Source organism: Parvivirga hydrogeniphila, from assembly GCF_023371205.1.
GTDB classification, from domain to species: Bacteria; Actinomycetota; Coriobacteriia; order Anaerosomatales; family Anaerosomataceae; genus Parvivirga; species Parvivirga hydrogeniphila.
This window is the reverse complement of the sequence record NZ_JAMCCO010000002.1, coordinates 268,039-283,884: the sequence shown is the minus strand read 5'-3', so window position 1 is coordinate 283,884 and position 15,846 is coordinate 268,039. Positions and strand designations below refer to the sequence as shown.

Here is a 15,846-nt window from a genome sequence, read left to right as displayed (position 1 = left end):
AGGTCGATCGCGTGGCTGCCCGGAAACCGAAAGTCAAGCGGGTCATGTCGCCGCAGCAGGCGATGCCGTGGATCCTCACGGGCGTGGCTGTCCTGCTCGTCGGCGTCATTGTCGCGCTGCTTGCGAGCGAAGGCGTGTTCGACGCGGGGCCGAAGTCCGATGCAGAGCGCGACTACCAGCTCCTCGTCGATGGTCTGCAGAAGAACCCGGACGATCCAGCGATCCTCATGACGCTTGCGGAAGTGGAGTACGACCTCGGTAAGAAGGCGGACGCGATCGCGCATGCCGAGCGGGCCGTGAAGGTCGCGAAGGATCCCGAAGGGTGGAGCGTGCGGCTTGCGGCGCTCTACGTGCGCGACGGCCAGATCAAGAAAGCGAAGACCGCACTTGAGACGGAACTCAAGGGCGGAGACGGCACCAACGACGGAGAAGCGTACTTCCTCCTCGGCCAGGTGGAGCGCGATCTCGGCGACCTCGATGCGGCGCTCAAAGCGCTCGAGAAAGCGGTCGAGATCATGCCGGTCAACGCAGACGTCCGCCTCGTGTATGCCGAGGTGCTCGAGAAGGCGGGCAAGAGAGATGAGGCAGCGACCCAGTTCCAGGCGGCCCTCAAGTTCTTGCCCGGCGACGAGCGCGCGCTCGCAGGACTGAAGCGTCTCGGTGTGAAGCCCGAGGAGACCACCTCGAGCCCGCATGCCACCGGCACGCCCGGTCAGTAAGCCGAAGAAGAGAGGCTGGATTGCATGAACCGACGCCTAGTCATCGTCATCGTCGTCCTCCTGCTCGTGCTGCTCGGGCTGGGAGGGCTTTACGTCTACCTCGCAGGAGGCAGGCCGGACGCGGCCTCGGCCGAGAAGGCCAAGCCTCCTGCTCAGACGGGGCTCGTCCCCGTGAAGAGCATCTACATGGCCAACGGTGAGAACCTCTACCGCCCGGTGGGGGTCGGCGCTGACGAGCAGGGGAACTTCTTCGTGACGCTCAAAGACGGCGCGAAAGTCTTCGAATTCGACCGCAACGGCGATTACGTGCGTTCGTGGGGCGAGCGGGGGCTCCAGGCCGGCCAGCTGATGGCACCGCTCGGTGTGGCGGTGGACCGGCTGTCCGGGCACGTGTACGTGACCGACCGCATGCGCCTGCGCCTCATCGCCTACGACACGCAGGGGCGGTACCTCTGGGAGGTGCCCGTCCTGAACGCGCTGGCACCCGTCCTCACGAAAGACGGCGTGGCGGTGCTGAGCTTCGGGCCGATAGCGCTGTTCGACAGCGAGGGCCAGCTCATCAAAGAGGTCGGCAGCCGTGGCTACGAGAAAGGCATGGTCGACTACCCGCGTGCTGCAGCGGCGCTGCCGGACGGCTCGCTCGTGGTCGCCGACTCCAATAACTGCCGCGTCCAGCGGCTGCGGCTGGAAGGCGAGGCGACCGCGACCGCGCTGTGGGTGCTCGGGACGCCACCGCGGTTCCAAGACGACCCCGAGACGCTGTTCGGCGTGCCGTCGGGCGTGGCCGTCGACGAGCGCGGTCGAGCATTCGTGCTGGACGGGTTCCGCCACACCATCACGGTCATCGACACTGAGACCGGCAAGACCATCTACCAGTTCAAGGACCTCGAAGGCCAAGCGGACGGCCTGTTCCGGCTCCCGACGCAGATCGCGTACCTCGGGGACCGCACCTTCGCGATCGCTGACACCTACAACGACCGTGTGCAGATCGTACGGCTCCTTCTGCCGGAGGAGAACACGGTCATCGCGCGCTCGCCGTGGCTGAAGTGGCTGCTCGTTCCGCTGCTCCTGCTGCCGCTCCTGTGGCTCCTGCTGCGGCGGCGCGCATATGCGACCGGCGAGGCGCTGGAGGCTGCTGCCGAGCGCGAGGAGCTTCGGCTCGTCGCGGGCGCTCTCAAACGTGTCCGCGTGCTGCCTCAGGTGTACGAACGGTTCGCCGAAGTGACGGAGCGCGAGGTGAGGATGGGCGACTTCCTCGTGCGTCTGGACACGGATTCCACCGACGAGGACACGCATGCGGTGCTCGCGGACGCCTCCAAGCCGCGCGTCCGCTCTCTGTCGAGCGTCGGCCGTCGCGTCGTGTTGGTCGCCGACGACGAGCAGGCGGCCGCTCTGCAGGAGAAAGGCGTCAAGCGCACGCTGACGCTTGCTGAGCTCGCAGAGCGATACCGCATCGAGGAATAACCTGGCAGGCGGGGCTCCCATGAGCCCCGCTTATGCAGCTATTAGTGAAAATGATAACGAAAACCCATTGGCAACGGGTGCATGCTTGAGTACCATGAATCGTGATTGCGAGCACGATAACGAACTTCAGGTTCGACTGTGAACAAGGCGATCACCGCAGACGCGGTTTCGCGCTCGTCGGGAGAGAGGAGGTGGAACGAGATATGACGAGCTTCGTAAGCAAGCGAACACACAAGGAGGGTGCAATGTCACGACGCACGATGATCGTCCTTGCGGCCGCGGCCGTGCTCGTGCTTCTGGTGGCGGCGCCGGCCTTCGCCGAGGGGTACAACAACCCCATCCAGTACACCCGCGCCAACGGCTACTTCTCCGGCCCGCACGGCGGCTACACGACTACCACGAACAAGTGCCAGGACTGCCACTCGACGCACTACGCTTCTGGTAGCTTCATGCTGCTGCGCGCGAACAGCCGGGAGGCTGCGTGCGACTACTGCCACGGCGGCGGCGGCGGTTCGACCATCAACATCATGATGGACAACGACTACCGCAGCGGCTCGTATGACCCGTCGCAGGCGTCGGCCATCCCGACCGAGACCATGGGTTACGGCACTGGCCACACGCTGGGCTACAAGGGCAATGCCCCGGCCGACATCAAGCCGGCGTACTCGGACACACAGGGCTTCAGCTGCTTCGACTGCCACACGCCGCACGGCAACTCCGCGCGCGTGCTGACGACCTTTGCGAACCCGGGTCGTCTGATGGGCACGGGAGCGAGCGTCATTCCTGGCTCCGGCAACAGCTCAGACGGCACACTCGACACCGCAGGCGAGTGGGGCATCGACCCGAACCAGGGCAACTTCAAGATCTTCAGCAGCGGTGCTGTTGCCGCGAAGCCGATCTGGCCGACGGGCCGTTTCCTGCTGCTGAAGGACCCGCACTCCGACGGCAGCGACACGACCACATACGGCTCGGATCCGTACGCGACTGACGGCAAGAACAAGATCGCGATCGACTGGGACGAGCCGCTCGGTCCAGCGGATGCCGCGTATGGCGGGGTCCAGGACAACGACCCGGATGCCGACTTCCCGTGGGCGACTGACGGCTTCCTGTCCGTGTCTGAGTTCTGCACCGACTGCCACGACGGCACCGCCGGTATGTCCACCCAGGCCGCCGAGGTCTGGCAGCCGAACGCAAGCGACACCACGACCGGCACCTACACGGTCGCCTACTCGCACGATGCGCAGCCGAGGCATTGAGCGCGCCAGATGATCTTGAATCCGGGTGATTCAAACAACTATGGTCCTCACTGCCGTAACTGCCACACCGGTGCGAGCTCGTGCAACCAGTGCCACGGCACCTCCGGTGGCGCCTACACCGCGACCTTCACCGCGCCGGTGTCAGGGAAGACGAACTACACCGCGCAGTCGTTCATCAAGACCTCTGCCACCACAGTCGGCAGCAAGTGCCTCGACGGCGGCTTCAGCTGGCCGCACCGCACGCTTGGCTACAACATGCTGAAGGACGAGCTGTGGGGCGTTGACTTCGATGGCACCCCTATCGCGGTCGGTGTGGTACGCGGCGCTTCGGCGATCGGTACGGTCGTCTTGTCATACGACGACACGTCGGCCAACGCTTCGTCGGGCATCCCAGCTGTCCAGAGCGACGACGGTGCGCTGCTTAATGCGGCTGCCGAGAACCTCGACAGCGTGTGCATCGACTGCCACGGCGACGCAACCTACTGGAACGGCACCACCGATCGTTCGTCGGCCATGGATTCGGAGCTCCTGCTCCGCGGTCTGCCGTAAGCTGATCGGCGTGGCCTCGAGGGCGTGACATACGTCCCCCCTCCGGCGGGGGTCCGCGAAAGCGGGCCCCCGCTTGTCTTTGCAGGAAGCCGCGCTGCCCGTGCCGTAATCCTCTGCTGTGGTATCATCCGCACGGTCTGGGGCCGCTCCGCGCAGGCGGCCTGTGCGAGAAGGAGCGTCGTGCCTCACACCGATCTTGTGCTTCTCCACGCCCCGAGCGTGTACGACTTCCGCGAGCGGTCCATCATGTTCGGACCGGTCTCGGACCTTGTGCCTTCCACGCCGATCTTCGAGATGTACCCCATCGGCTTCACGACGCTCGCCGAGTACATGGAGCGGCGCGGGCTTTCCGTGCGCATCGTGAACCTCGCAATGCACATGCTCGCCAGGCCCCGCTTTGACGTCGAGGCGGCGATACGGTCCATGCGGCCCGTGGCGTTCGGCATCGACCTGCACTGGCTGCCGCACGCGCACGGCGCCATCGAGGTCGCGCGGATCTGCAAGCGGCTGCACCCCGACATTCCCGTGGTGATGGGAGGTCTGTCCGCCTCCTACTTCCACGAGGAGCTCATCCGTTACGACTGCGTCGACTACGTGCTCCGCGGCGATTCGACCGAAGAGCCCTTCACGCAGCTCGTGTACGCGCTCAGACGGGGCGGGAGCGTCGCAGGCATCCCGAACCTCACCTACAAGACCGCCGCCGGGGACGTGGTCATCAACGAGCTCTCGTGGGCTCCGGACACCTTCGACCACGTCAAGCTCGACTACAGCTTCAACATGCGCTCCGTCATCCGCGACCGCGACTTCACGAGCTCGCTGCCGTTCCGGGGATGGCTCGGCTATCCGGTGACCGCCTCGCTCGTCTGCCGCGGGTGCACGAAGCAGTGCCCCACGTGCGGCGGATCGGCGTACGCCTTCGCGCAGCACTTCGGGCGCACGCGCCCGGCGTTCCGCGACCCCGAGCGCCTGGTGGCTGACATCAAGCACGTGGCGAAGCACATCCCGGGGCCGGTGTTCGTGCTGAACGACTTCCAGCAGGCCGGACCGGACTACGTCGAGGCGTTCATCAAGGGCCTGAGGCGCATCGACTTCAAGAACCCCATCGGTTTCGAGTTCTTCACGCCGCCCACTGAGGAGTTCTGCGCGTTTCTGGGCGAGAACCTCAACGACTGGTCGGTGGAGGTCTCGTGCGAGAGCCACGACGATGCGGTGCGCGCGGCGTTCGGCAAGCACTACGCGTTCGAGGAGGTCGCCACGTCCGTCCGCCACGCGTTCAAGCACGGCTGCTCACGCTTCGACCTCTACTTCATGACCGGCATCCCGACGCAGACCGCGCAGTCGGTGCGAGACACCGTCCCTGCCGTGCGGGATCTCTATGAGAGCGTGGGCAACGATACGCGTCTGCTCGCGTTCATCTCGCCGATGGCGCCGTTCCTTGACCCTGGCTCGATGGTGTTCGACAACCCCGACGCGTACGGGTACCGCCTGCGCGGGCGGACGCTGGAAGAGCATCGGCAGCTCCTGCTCCAACCGTCGTGGAAGCACATCTTGAACTACGAGCCCGACGGCATGACGCGCGACGAGCTCGTCGAGAGCACCTACGAAGCGGCGCTCGGCTTCAACCGCATCAAAGGCGAGATCGGCATTTTGGACGCTGCGACGGCCGCTGCAACCGACATGCGCATCCGCGAAGCGCGCCAGACGATGCGGCGGATCGATGCGATCGTCGAGTCGAGCGAGGGCGAGGAGCGCGAACGGCGGCTCGCTGCGCTCAAGCGCGAGATCGACCAGCTCAACGAGAACACGGTGTGCGTGAAGTCCGAGCTGCAGTGGCCTCGGAGCGTTCGGCCGACGCACGTCATCGCCAATGCGCACCTGTGGCTCAAGGTCAACGCCGAGATCCTCTTCCCGGCGATCCGCAGGCGGAGGCTCGCCCGCGAGGGAGGCGTGGCGTGAGCGAGGCGCTCGACCCTTCGCGCGGGACTCCGACGACCGAGCGCGTCCGTGGCATCTTCTCGCGGATCGCGCCGCGATACGACGCCTTCAACCTCGTGTCGAGCTTCGGGCTTGACCGCCTCTGGCGCCGCGCGACGGTGCGGATGGCGGGAATCACGCCGTCTACCGAGGTCCTCGACCTCGCGGCGGGCACGGGCGACCTGACGCTTGCAATCGCGCGGTACGGGCGCCCAGCGTCTGTCCTGTCCACCGACTTCGTGGAAGAGATGCTCAGGGTCGGCAAGCAGAAAGCGGCGCGCTACCACGGCCCTACGCGCATCTCATTCGCGCATGCGGACGCACAGGCGCTTCCGTTTTCTGACGCGTCGTTCGACGTGGTGACGATCGCCTTCGGCGTGCGGAACCTGCCCGACCGGCAAGCGAACTTCCGCGAGGTGCGGCGTGTGCTCCGCTCGGGGGGGCGGTACGTCATCCTCGAATTCAGCAGGCCGCCGTTCGCGCCGTTCCGCGCGGTGTACCACGCGTACCTGGAGCGGGTCATCCCCGCGCTCGGTGCGCTCATCGCCGGCGATAGGGCGTCGTTCGAGTACCTGAACGCGTCGATCCGCCGGTTCCCGAGCCAGCAGGAGCTCGCGCGCGAGCTCGAGGCGGCGGGCTTCTCCCGCGTGCGGTGGCGCAACCTCACTGGCGGCATCGTGGCGGTGCACGTCGCGGAGGTGTGAGGCCCTGCGCCCACGGCCGTCCCGCGCGCGTGCTAGGATGTCCTGAGCACCTGGTCGTCACGGAGGTCGCCCATGCTGCTTTCGGCCCGCTACGTCCTACCTGTGAGCGCACCGTTCATCGAGAACGGCGCCGTGCTCGTGCGCGACGGCCTCATCGTCGAGGTCGGTTTGCGCGACGAGCTCAAGGCCCGCTACCCGGACGAGGAGGAGCGCGACTTCGGGCAAGCGGCGCTCATGCCGGGCTTCGTCGACCTGCACACGCACCTGGAGTACGCCGTGTTCCGCGGGATGGTCGACGACGCGCCGTACTCGCAGTGGAAGCTGCAGGTCATGCGCAAGGAGTCGGCGCTCGACGCAGAGGACTGGGCGGTCTCCGCCGAGCTCGGAGCCACCGAGGCGGTCCGTTCCGGCATCACCACCATCGCGGACATCACGGACTCCGGCGCCTCAGTCGGCGCGGCGTCGGCCGCGGGGCTTCGCGGCGTCATCTACCGCGAGGTCGCCACGATGGACCGCTCGCAGGTCGAGCGCGCGCTCGCGGACGCGCTCGACGATGTCGAGCGCTGGCAGCAGGCGGTGTCCGATCGCATCGAGGTCGGTCTCGCGCCGCACTCGCCGTACTCGTGCCACCCGAAGCTGTTCGAGGCGGTCGCGCAGACGGCGACCGAGCGCGGCCTGCCGGTGGCGATGCACCTCGCCGGTTCGAAAGACGAGCACGACTTCGTGAAGTACGGCTCTTCGCTCCTCGGTCAGGACTACCGCGAGGCGTCGGGCTGGTCGGGCATCGGCTGGCTCCCCACGGGGGTGAGCCCGGTGCGCTACGTATACCAGTGGGGCATCCTCGAGGTACCCAGGATGCTCGCGGTGCACTGCGTGCACCTCGATGAAGGCGACGTCGGGATTCTCGCGAAGACGCGCACGGCCGTCGCGTACTGCCCGCGGTGCAACCTGAAGCTCGGGATGGGCATCGCGCCGCTTCAGGAGCTCATGGACGCCGGCGTGCTCGTCGGCATCGGCACCGACTCGCCCGCGTCGAACAGCACGATGGACTTCTTCGACGAGATGCGGATCGGCCTGCTCGTGCAGCGAGGGCTCGCGGGCGAAGCGCGGTTCTATCCGGCCGAGCGGTTCGTCAGGATGGCGACTCTGGAGGGGGCCCGCGCGCTCGGGCTCGACCACCTTGTAGGAAGCCTCGAGGCCGGCAAGCGAGCTGACATCGTGGCGGTGGATCTTTCCCGCAGCCACCAGGTGCCGACGCAAGACCCGTACGGCGCTGTCGTGCACACCGCGAACCAAGACGACGTCCTGCTCACCATGATCGACGGCGCCGTCGTGTTCGATCGTTCGGCGGCAGACGCGGAGGCGTTCGCCGGTCTTGTCGGGCGCGCTGACCGCGTGCAGGCCAAGCTGCGAAACTGGAGCGGCGCGTGAGGGAACGTGGGACGGTGGTCGCTGTCCGCGGCGGCCGGGCAGACGTGGCGCTCGGCCAGACGGCAGCGTGTGCTGGCTGCAAGGCGTGCTCTTCTCTGAGCTCGGCGAGCGGCGAGATGCTGCTGGCTGACGTGCTCGACCGGGTGGGCGCGAGCGTCGGCGACGAAGTCGAGATCGAGATTCCCGAGCGCCTGCGGGTGCAGGCGGCGCTCGCCATCTACGTAGCGCCCCTCCTTGCGCTGTTTGCGGGCTACTTGGCCGGATTCTTGCTTGCATCTGGTGGTGACGGCGATCCTGATACCGTCGGAGCGTTCACCGGCATCGGCAGCGCCACACTCGTGCTCGCGGCCGTGTTCTTCCGTGAGCGTGAGCTGGCTCGCAAGGAGGAGTTCGCTCCGTTCGTGCGTGCTATAATCGCGCCCGTTCACACAGGTTCAGGCGACCGTCACGACGGCGACGCCACTGACAGGAGGTACGAGTGAGCGACCAGGACTTCTTCTTCGACGAAGAAGAGAGCGAGACACCCAAGAAGGCAGAGAAGAAGGCCGCAAGCGCGCGGCCGGCGCAGAAGACGGTGGCTCCTGCCAAGCAGCAGGTCTTCCAGCAGAGCGTCAGCATGACGGTCGCGGCGCTGGTGGCCGTCATCGCGCTTCTGCTCGGCGTCATCATCGGTATCCTCATCCCGACCGGCGGTTCGGGCACGACGACCGACACCGGTGCCGTCGCGCCGCAGCTCACGCCGGAGCAGCTGCAGTCGGGCCAGCTCCCGCCAGGGCATCCGGACATCAGCGGCATGACCGGCGGCCAGGCCGCGACGGGCACGAGCCAGCCCGCCACCGGTACCGGGACAAGTGGAACCGGCAACTGATGATCGTCTCTGCGACCGGCCTGAGCGGCCGGTCGCCGTCACAGCAGGAAGCGAGGGTGGCTCATGGCCATCGATAAGACTTCGTCGCCCACGTGGGTGAAGGTCGTCATCATCGCCGTGGCGCTGTCGTTCGTGGCATCCGTTGCGGGGCTTGCCGCAATCGGCTCGGGCGGCGCGAGCCGATCGTCGAGCAGCTCCAATGATGCCGCTGCGACGCAGTCGTCCATCGCAGCCAAGCATCAGCCTGCGATCGACGCGCTGCTTGCGGCGCAGAAGGCGAAGCCAGAGGACATCGACATCATCACGCAGCTCGGGCACGCGTACTACGATTACGCCGCTGAGCTCACCAACGCCGGGCTGGCAGACGCGGCGCAGCCGCTCTGGGCGGTCGCCATCAGCTACTACGACCAGGTGCTCGCGAAGCGCCCTGACGACGCGCAGGTGCTCGGAGACCGCGCGTTCGCGGCGTACTACTCGGGTGCTCCGGACGCAGCGGAATCGCTCAAGCGCTTCATCGCGACGAACGACCCGAACCTCGCCCAGCAGATCGACGCTGCAAAGCAGTACCTGTCGCAGATCGGCGCCAGCGTTCCTGCGACGCAGTCGTCAGGGACGACGAGCACGCCGTAGAGACCACGCCACGGCTCACATGCGAGCGGTGTCCGCGAGCATTTGGCGTGCCTCTTCGACGCCAGGCGCGGTGGAGAAGATGCTGGAGAGCCGGGTGAGTTCCAAGATGTTGTCGACGACCTCGTTCGTCACGAGCACCAGCCGGCCGCCCGTTGCACCGTACTCCTTCGAGAGCGACAACAGAAGCCCGAGCCCGGAGCTGTCGAGGTACTCTATGCCGGACAAGTCGATGATGGCGCTCGGGGGCGCGTCTCTGAGCACGCGGTCCACCGTCATGCGGAAACTGGCGCACTCGCTGTAGTCGAGGTCGCCGGAAAGCGTGAGGACCCAGTGGTCGTCATGCGGGTCGACGTTGATTGAAAGCGACACGGCCACACCTCCTACGTCCCGGACACTGGCCAGTTGATACCCGAACCTGTGCGGCTTCTCACGGGACCAGAGGACGGCTACAATCGTGACACGGGCACGAGCGAAGCAAGGGGCGGCCATGCAGCTGACGATCGACGTGAAGAAGGACGGCTCCGCCTGCGTGTTGACGGTGCGTGGCGAGGTGGACGTGTACACGTCGCCGTTGCTGAAATCGCACCTGGCCGAGGCCATCGATGAAGGGTGCCTCGACATCGTCGTCGATCTCGACGGTGTGGGCTTCATCGACAGTTCAGGGCTCGGCGCTCTCGTGAGCGGCCTGCGGCGCGTGAAGGAGCGCTCCGGCAGCCTGCGCCTCGTCTGCACCAAGGACAGCATCCTCAAGGTCTTCCGCATCACGGGGCTCGACAAGGTCTTTCCGATCATGTCGAGCGTCGAGGAGGCCGCGGAGTTCTAGCGCTTGTGCGGCGAGTGCCGCACCCGTAGACTCGTGCGAGCACACGGCCTTCCGTCCAGGGAGCGACGCAACGTTGTTCGGCATCAGCGGTACAGAGTTCGTTCTCATCGCGGCCGTCGCGCTGCTGCTGTTCGGGCCTGACAAGCTGCCTGAGATCGCCCGCACGATCGGCCGCTTCACCGCGGAGTTCAAGCGTTACCAGGCGATGATGGAGTCCGTCATACGCGCGGAGGTCTACGCAGCACAGTCCGAAGCGGCGACGAAGTCGGCGAAAGAGGATCCGTTCAAAGCTGCGCGAGAGTACCGCGAGAAGGCCGGAACGACGATTCCCGGCCAGGAGCCGCAGGCGTCCGGAGCCGACACCGAAGGCGAGAGCGCCGCCGAGGCCGTCCTCGAGGACGAGGAGTACGATCCGGAGCTTGCTGCGCCGGATCTTGCCGATACCGTGTGGACGCCGGGAGCAGCGGGCGCTCCGGGCATCGAGCTGCCGGACGAGACCGAGCAGAGTGGGGAGGAGGTCGAGGCGGACGCCTGATGGCGACGCCTGCGCACGCCATGCCGATCTCGCCCAAGCGGATGCCGTTCATGAGCCACCTCGCCGAGCTGCGCAACCGGCTGACGGTGGTCGTCGTGGTTCTGGGCGTCACGGCCCTTGCCGGCTACTTCTTTGCCACGCCGATCTACAAGTTCCTCGTCGCGCCGCTTCAACCGGTGCTGCAAGGCAAGCCGGCGGTCACGCTCAAGCTGCTCGAAGCGATGGGGATCCGCTTCAAGCTCGGCGTATGGGGCGCCCTGGTCGTCTCGAGCCCGGTCATCATCTACGAAGCGCTCGCGTTCTTCCTGCCGGCGCTCAAGCCGAAAGAGCGCGTGTGGTTCATCTGGACGTTCATTGCGGCCGTCGCGCTGTTTTTGGCCGGCGCTGCGTTCTGCTACTTTGTCGTGCTCGATCCGAGCGCGCAGTGGCTCGCGAAGCAGAATGGCGACATCTTCAGCTACCTGCCGACAGGCGCCGACCTCGTCACCCTCGCGATGTACTTCATCTTGGGATTCGGCGTGGCCTTCGAAGTGCCGGTGCTGGTGTTCTATCTCGTGTACTTCGGTGTCATCCCGTACGACAAGTTGCGGAAGAACTGGCGGGTGGTGTGGGTCGTGCTCGCCACCGTTGCCGCGATGATCACGCCGGACTGGTCGCCGGTGACGATGGGGCTTCTCGCCATCGCGATGATCGGGCTGTTCGAGGGCACGATGCTGCTTCTCAGGGCGCTGCTCGCGCGCAAGATCCGCAGCCAGCGCGAGGCGTTCGCGCTGGACGAGGAGTGACCGCCCGTGCACGAGATGGGCATCTGCGATGGCATCCTCACGTCGGCTGTCCAGGCCGCCACTGAGAGCGGCGCTTCGCGCATCGAGCGGATCGAGGTCAGCATCGGCGAGCTCACCGAGGTGATGGACGACGCCTTGCGCTTCGCATTCGAAGCGCTCAAAGAGGGCACGATGGCCGAAGGCGCGGAGCTCGTCGTGCACTACGTCGAGGCGCGATCGCAGTGCACGGAGTGCGGCGCGGTCTTCCGACACGACCGGTTCGACCCGAAGTGCCCCGAGTGCGGCTCGTACGTGATCACGCTCGTGCAGGGACGCGAGCTTCGCATCGACGCGATCGACGTCGAGTAAGGAGGCGTGGTGCGCATCGACATCGCCAAAGACGTGCTCGCGCGCAACGACGCGCTTGCAGACGAGAACCGGCGGCGCTTCGCAGATGCGGGCGTGTTCGTCGTGGACCTGATGGCGAGCCCGGGCGCGGGTAAGACCACGACGATCCTCGCGACGATCGCCGCGCTCCGAGATCGGTACCGCATCGCGGTGATCGAAGGCGACATCGCGTCGCGCGTGGATGCAGAGAAGATATCGGAGCACGGCATCCCGGCCGTGCAGATCAACACAGGCGGGGCATGTCATCTCGAGTCTGCGATGATCCGGCGCGCCATCGACCAGCTCGACTTGGATGCCCTGGACCTGATCATCGTCGAGAACGTCGGCAACCTGGTGTGCCCGACGGAATTCGACTTGGGCGAGCACGCGAAGGTGATGATCCTCTCGGTCCCCGAGGGGCACGACAAGCCGTACAAGTATCCCGGGATCTTCGAGATCTCCGAGGCCGTCATCTTGAACAAGTACGACACGCGCTCGGTCTTCGATTTCGACGAAGACGAATTCCGTTCCGTGGTGGGGCGGCTCAATCCGCGTGCACCGATCTTCCCGATGTCCGCGAAGACCGGTGAGGGCGTCGAAGCCTGGGTCGCGTGGTTGAGCGAGCGCATCGAGTCAGCACAAGGAGGCGGGTCCCATGACGCGCGATGAGGCCGTCGCGCTGCTCGAGCAGCACGTGCCTGCCCCGAATCTCAAGAACCACTGCCTTGCGGTCGGCTGGATCATGCGTGCGCTTGCCGAGCGGTTGAGCGTCGCGCCCGCTGACGCGGACCGGTGGGAGGTCGCGGGCATCGTGCATGACCTCGACTACGCGACGACGGCCGACGACTTCGAGCGCCACGGCCGCGTGACAGTCGAGATGCTCGAAGGCAGCATCGACGAGGAGATGGCGCACGCGATCCTCGCCCACGCGAGGAAAGCGCCGCGGGAGTCCCTCATGGACAAGGCGCTGTATGCGGCCGACCCCGTGACCGGGTTCATCGTCGCGGCGGCGCTCGTGCGTCCGGACAAGTCCCTTGCCGCAGTCGAGGTCTCCAGCCTGAAGAAGCGCTGGAAGGAAAAGGCGTTCGCGCGGGGCGCGAGCCGTGAGCAGATGGCGTCGTGCGCCGAGTTCGGACTCGACCGCGACGAGTTCTTGGCCCTTTCGCTCGCCACGATGCAGGCGCACGCGGAGGCCCTCGGGCTGTAGGAGCGGGGCGCCTGGCTTGACGCGGCGTTTATACTCGCATGAGCCGTCGCCGAGACAGGAGCCGCGCTCATGCGTCTGATCGTCTCCGAGAAGAACATAGCCGCCCGGCGTATCGCAGAGATCCTTGCTACCGGTAAGCCGAAGACCGAGCAGGTCCACGGCGTTCCGGTGTACCGCTTCAAGCGAAACGGCGAGGAGTGGGCGAGCATCGGGCTCAAGGGCCACATCCTCGGCGTCGACTTCCCGCTTGCCCTCAGGCACCGAGACGGCCGGTGGACGGCCGAGTGGCCGGACGGGAGAGCGACCCCTGCGGAGCTGCCTCGCGAGCTCCCGGCGCCGCCGTGGCAGAAGCGCTCGAAGCCGTACCTGCCGGACGGCGTCGACCTCGCCACCTGGAAGCTCCAGTCGCTGCCGTACCTGGTGTGGGCGCCCGTGGGCAAGCACGTCGCTGAGCGCGACATCGTCGAGGCGCTGAAGTCGCTCGCGAAGCAGGCCGACGCCGTCGTCATCGCCACCGACTACGACCGCGAGGGCGAGCTCATCGGCGCTGATGCCCGGTCGATCGTGCGGTCCGTGAACGCGAACGTGCCGATCGGCCGTGCGCGGTTCTCCGCAATCACGAAAGACGAGATCGAGCGAGCGTTCTCCTCTGTCGGTGCCATCTTCGAGGAGCTCGCCGCTGCGGGCGAGACGAGGCAGGACATCGACCTCATCTGGGGCGCTGTGCTCACGCGGTACCTGACGAAGGTGAAGTTCTCCGGCGTCGGGCGACCCCGGAGCGTGGGCCGCGTGCAGACCCCGACGCTGCGCCTCGTGGTGGAGCGCGAGGTGGAGCGCGAGGCCTTCGTGCCGGAGACGTACTGGGTCGTCAAGGCGCTGTTCGAGGCGCGCGGCGAGGAGTTCTCCGCAACGCACGAGACCGAGCGGTTCTCATCCGATAAGGACGCGGCGCGCGTGCTCACGGCGGTGGACGGGCATGACGCAGGCACCGTCGCCGAGGCGGAGAAGACCCGGCGGACGGTGAACCCGCCCGCGCCGTTCAACACCACCGCGCTTCAGGCGGCCGCTGCTGCCGAAGGGCTTTCGCCAGCGCGCACGATGCGCATCGCTGAGACGCTGTACATGAACGGCCTCATCTCGTACCCGCGCGTGGACAACACCGTCTACCCGCCGAGCCTCGATCTTGTCGGCGCGCTGAGGATGCTGCGCGAGGTGCCCGCGTACCGCGACTACGCGAAGCGGCTGCTCGGACGGCCGACGCTTCGCGCGACCCGCGGCGCCAAGGAGACCACCGACCATCCGCCGATCCACCCGACCGGCGTGGCGGACCCAGACAAGCTCTCCGCCGAGGAGTGGAAGCTCTACAACCTCGTCGCCCGCCGCTTCTTGGCGACGCTTTCCGACCCGGCCGTCGTGGAGGTCACGAAGCTCGTGGTCGAAGTCGGCGGCGAGCGATTCGTCGCGCGCGGCGACGTCGTGGTGGAGCCCGGGTTCCGCGAGATCTACCCCTACGGCGCCAAGAGAGACGAGCGTTTGCCGGCGGTCGAGACGGGCGAGCAGGTGGCGTTCAAAGGAGCGTCGTCGGAGAGCAAGCAGACGCAGCCACCGAAGCGCTACACCCAAGGCGCGCTCATCCAGGAGATGGAGAAGCGCGGCCTCGGGACGAAGGCCACCCGCCACGAGATCATCCAGACCCTGTACGACCGGGGCTACATCACCGGGGACCCGGTGGCGCCCACCTCGCTCGGCCGTGCGGTCGTGAAGGCGCTGAGCGCGTTCGCGGAGCGCATAACCACTCCGGACATGACGGCAGAGCTCGAGGCGGAGATGGACGCGATCGCCAACGGCGAGGGCAAGAAGGATGCGGTGGTGACGCACTCGCGGCGGATGCTCGGAGATGCGCTCCAAGACCTCTTGGACCACGCGAGCGAGGTCGGCGAGATGCTGAAAGAGGCCTCGCTCGAAGACGCCCGCGTCGGCGCGTGCCCTTCGTGCGGCAAGGACCTCGTCGTGCGGTCGTCTGCCAAGACCAAGGGCCAGTTCGCGGGGTGCACCGGCTATCCCGAGTGCACGGTCACCTACCCGCTGCCTGCCGGCAAGATCGAGCCGGTGGACGAGCCGTGCGAGGTCTGCGGCGCTCCGAAGATCAAGGTCATCCAAGCGCGGCGCAAGCCAGAGGTGCGCTGCATCGATCCGGCGTGCCCGACCAACGCCGAGCAGCCGCTCGACATCGGGGCGTGCCCCGTGTGCGCGGCGGCGGGGCGGGACGGCCGCATCATCGCGCAGCGCTCCGCGCGGACGCTCAAGCGCTTCGCTCGGTGCACGCGCTACGACGAGTGCCACGTGAGCTACCCGCTGCCCCAGAGCGGGGAGATCGCCCCCACCGGCGAGACCTGCGAGTGCGGAGCGCCCATCGTCGTGGTGCAGACCAGGCGCGGGCCATGGCGGGTATGCGCGGACCCGTCGTGCCCGTCGAAGCAGGAGCGCCCCAAGCGCACGGGCGCTTCCCGGCGGCGCACGCGCGGGTAGCGGCGG

The 15,846-nt window shown here is 66.9% G+C and carries 18 protein-coding genes; 17 read left to right on the top strand and 1 reads right to left on the bottom strand.

What is annotated here, in order from left to right; all coding sequences use genetic code 11:
• The first annotated feature begins 11 nt into the window (after window positions 1–11).
• The 10 genes from MX659_RS06985 (at window position 12) to MX659_RS06940 (ending at window position 9,595) form a co-directional block, all read left to right on the top strand.
• Window positions 12–719: a tetratricopeptide repeat protein gene (locus MX659_RS06985; protein WP_267192754.1), complete on the top strand. Its 708-nt coding sequence runs from the start codon at window positions 12–14 to the stop codon at window positions 717–719.
• Window positions 720–743: 24 nt separating this feature from the next.
• Window positions 744–2,183 carry an NHL repeat-containing protein gene (locus MX659_RS06980; protein ID WP_267192753.1) on the top strand — a complete coding sequence of 480 codons (1,440 nt, stop codon included), beginning with the start codon at window positions 744–746 and terminating at the stop codon, window positions 2,181–2,183.
• A gap of 245 nt (window positions 2,184–2,428) precedes the next feature.
• Window positions 2,429–3,439, top strand: a complete 1,011-nt coding sequence (locus MX659_RS06975; protein ID WP_267192752.1) for a multiheme c-type cytochrome — start codon at window positions 2,429–2,431, stop codon at window positions 3,437–3,439.
• A 9-nt stretch (window positions 3,440–3,448) separates the two neighbouring features.
• Window positions 3,449–3,988, top strand: coding sequence for a hypothetical protein (locus MX659_RS06970; protein ID WP_267192751.1), 540 nt, complete (start codon window positions 3,449–3,451; stop codon window positions 3,986–3,988).
• 180 nt (window positions 3,989–4,168) lie between these two features.
• A complete protein-coding gene (locus MX659_RS06965; RefSeq protein WP_267192750.1) occupies window positions 4,169–5,944 on the top strand; it encodes a TIGR04190 family B12-binding domain/radical SAM domain protein in 1,776 nt (591 codons plus the stop codon).
• On the top strand, window positions 5,941–6,666 hold the full coding sequence (ubiE, locus tag MX659_RS06960) for a bifunctional demethylmenaquinone methyltransferase/2-methoxy-6-polyprenyl-1,4-benzoquinol methylase UbiE (RefSeq protein WP_267192749.1): 726 nt from the start codon (window positions 5,941–5,943) through the stop codon (window positions 6,664–6,666). The genes MX659_RS06965 and ubiE overlap by 4 nt, the downstream gene beginning before the upstream one ends.
• A 72-nt stretch (window positions 6,667–6,738) precedes the next feature.
• Window positions 6,739–8,097 (top strand): amidohydrolase family protein, encoded by a 1,359-nt coding sequence (locus MX659_RS06955; protein ID WP_267192748.1) that lies wholly within the window; start codon window positions 6,739–6,741, stop codon window positions 8,095–8,097.
• Entirely contained in the window at window positions 8,094–8,579 is a 486-nt protein-coding gene (locus tag MX659_RS06950; RefSeq protein WP_267192747.1) for a SoxR reducing system RseC family protein, read from the top strand. The genes MX659_RS06955 and MX659_RS06950 overlap by 4 nt, the downstream gene beginning before the upstream one ends.
• On the top strand, window positions 8,576–8,965 hold the full coding sequence (locus MX659_RS06945; RefSeq protein WP_267192746.1) for a hypothetical protein: 390 nt from the start codon (window positions 8,576–8,578) through the stop codon (window positions 8,963–8,965). Before MX659_RS06950 ends, MX659_RS06945 begins: the two co-directional genes overlap by 4 nt.
• 63 nt (window positions 8,966–9,028) lie before the next feature.
• Entirely contained in the window at window positions 9,029–9,595 is a 567-nt protein-coding gene (locus MX659_RS06940) for a tetratricopeptide repeat protein (protein ID WP_267192745.1), read from the top strand.
• A 15-nt stretch (window positions 9,596–9,610) separates the two neighbouring features.
• On the opposite strand, the gene MX659_RS06935 is transcribed toward MX659_RS06940, so the two are convergent.
• The gene (locus tag MX659_RS06935) at window positions 9,611–9,964 is read right to left on the bottom strand and encodes an STAS domain-containing protein (protein WP_267192744.1); all 354 of its coding nucleotides are present in this window, start codon (window positions 9,962–9,964) and stop codon (window positions 9,611–9,613) included.
• Window positions 9,965–10,082: 118 nt separating this feature from the next.
• Here MX659_RS06935 and MX659_RS06930 point away from each other — a divergent pair, with 118 nt between their 5' ends.
• The 7 genes from MX659_RS06930 to MX659_RS06900 all read left to right on the top strand — a co-directional run bounded on the left by MX659_RS06930 (window position 10,083) and on the right by MX659_RS06900 (window position 15,840).
• Window positions 10,083–10,418: an STAS domain-containing protein gene (locus MX659_RS06930; RefSeq protein WP_267192743.1), complete on the top strand. Its 336-nt coding sequence runs from the start codon at window positions 10,083–10,085 to the stop codon at window positions 10,416–10,418.
• Between the two features lie 73 nt (window positions 10,419–10,491).
• Complete coding sequence (locus tag MX659_RS06925; protein WP_267192742.1) at window positions 10,492–10,953, top strand: Sec-independent protein translocase subunit TatA/TatB; 462 nt, start codon at window positions 10,492–10,494, stop codon at window positions 10,951–10,953.
• Window positions 10,953–11,738 carry a twin-arginine translocase subunit TatC gene (gene tatC / locus MX659_RS06920; protein WP_267192741.1) on the top strand — a complete coding sequence of 262 codons (786 nt, stop codon included), beginning with the start codon at window positions 10,953–10,955 and terminating at the stop codon, window positions 11,736–11,738. Before MX659_RS06925 ends, tatC begins: the two co-directional genes overlap by 1 nt.
• A gap of 15 nt (window positions 11,739–11,753) precedes the next feature.
• The gene (gene hypA, locus MX659_RS06915; RefSeq protein WP_267192971.1) at window positions 11,754–12,086 is read left to right on the top strand and encodes a hydrogenase maturation nickel metallochaperone HypA; all 333 of its coding nucleotides are present in this window, start codon (window positions 11,754–11,756) and stop codon (window positions 12,084–12,086) included.
• 9 nt (window positions 12,087–12,095) lie between these two features.
• Window positions 12,096–12,773 carry a hydrogenase nickel incorporation protein HypB gene (gene hypB / locus MX659_RS06910; RefSeq protein WP_267192740.1) on the top strand — a complete coding sequence of 226 codons (678 nt, stop codon included), beginning with the start codon at window positions 12,096–12,098 and terminating at the stop codon, window positions 12,771–12,773.
• Window positions 12,760–13,311 (top strand): HD domain-containing protein, encoded by a 552-nt coding sequence (locus tag MX659_RS06905; RefSeq protein ID WP_267192739.1) that lies wholly within the window; start codon window positions 12,760–12,762, stop codon window positions 13,309–13,311. Before hypB ends, MX659_RS06905 begins: the two co-directional genes overlap by 14 nt.
• A gap of 69 nt (window positions 13,312–13,380) precedes the next feature.
• The gene (locus MX659_RS06900) at window positions 13,381–15,840 is read left to right on the top strand and encodes a DNA topoisomerase I (protein WP_267192738.1); all 2,460 of its coding nucleotides are present in this window, start codon (window positions 13,381–13,383) and stop codon (window positions 15,838–15,840) included.
• The last annotated feature ends 6 nt before the right edge of the window (window positions 15,841–15,846 follow it).

Bases quoted from the DNA above. Each gene is read 5' to 3' on its own strand.
- MX659_RS06980 (WP_267192753.1), top strand. From the start codon at position 744: ATGAACCGACGCCTAGTCATCGTCATCGTCGTCCTCCTGCTCGTGCTG.
- MX659_RS06975 (WP_267192752.1), top strand. From the start codon at position 2,429: ATGTCACGACGCACGATGATCGTCCTTGCGGCCGCGGCCGTGCTCGTG.
- MX659_RS06970 (WP_267192751.1), top strand. From the start codon at position 3,449: ATGATCTTGAATCCGGGTGATTCAAACAACTATGGTCCTCACTGCCGT.
- MX659_RS06955 (WP_267192748.1), top strand. From the start codon at position 6,739: ATGCTGCTTTCGGCCCGCTACGTCCTACCTGTGAGCGCACCGTTCATC.
- MX659_RS06940 (WP_267192745.1), top strand. From the start codon at position 9,029: ATGGCCATCGATAAGACTTCGTCGCCCACGTGGGTGAAGGTCGTCATC.
- MX659_RS06930 (WP_267192743.1), top strand. From the start codon at position 10,083: ATGCAGCTGACGATCGACGTGAAGAAGGACGGCTCCGCCTGCGTGTTG.
- tatC (WP_267192741.1), top strand. From the start codon at position 10,953: ATGGCGACGCCTGCGCACGCCATGCCGATCTCGCCCAAGCGGATGCCG.
- hypA (WP_267192971.1), top strand. From the start codon at position 11,754: ATGGGCATCTGCGATGGCATCCTCACGTCGGCTGTCCAGGCCGCCACT.
- MX659_RS06905 (WP_267192739.1), top strand. From the start codon at position 12,760: ATGACGCGCGATGAGGCCGTCGCGCTGCTCGAGCAGCACGTGCCTGCC.
- MX659_RS06900 (WP_267192738.1), top strand. From the start codon at position 13,381: ATGCGTCTGATCGTCTCCGAGAAGAACATAGCCGCCCGGCGTATCGCA.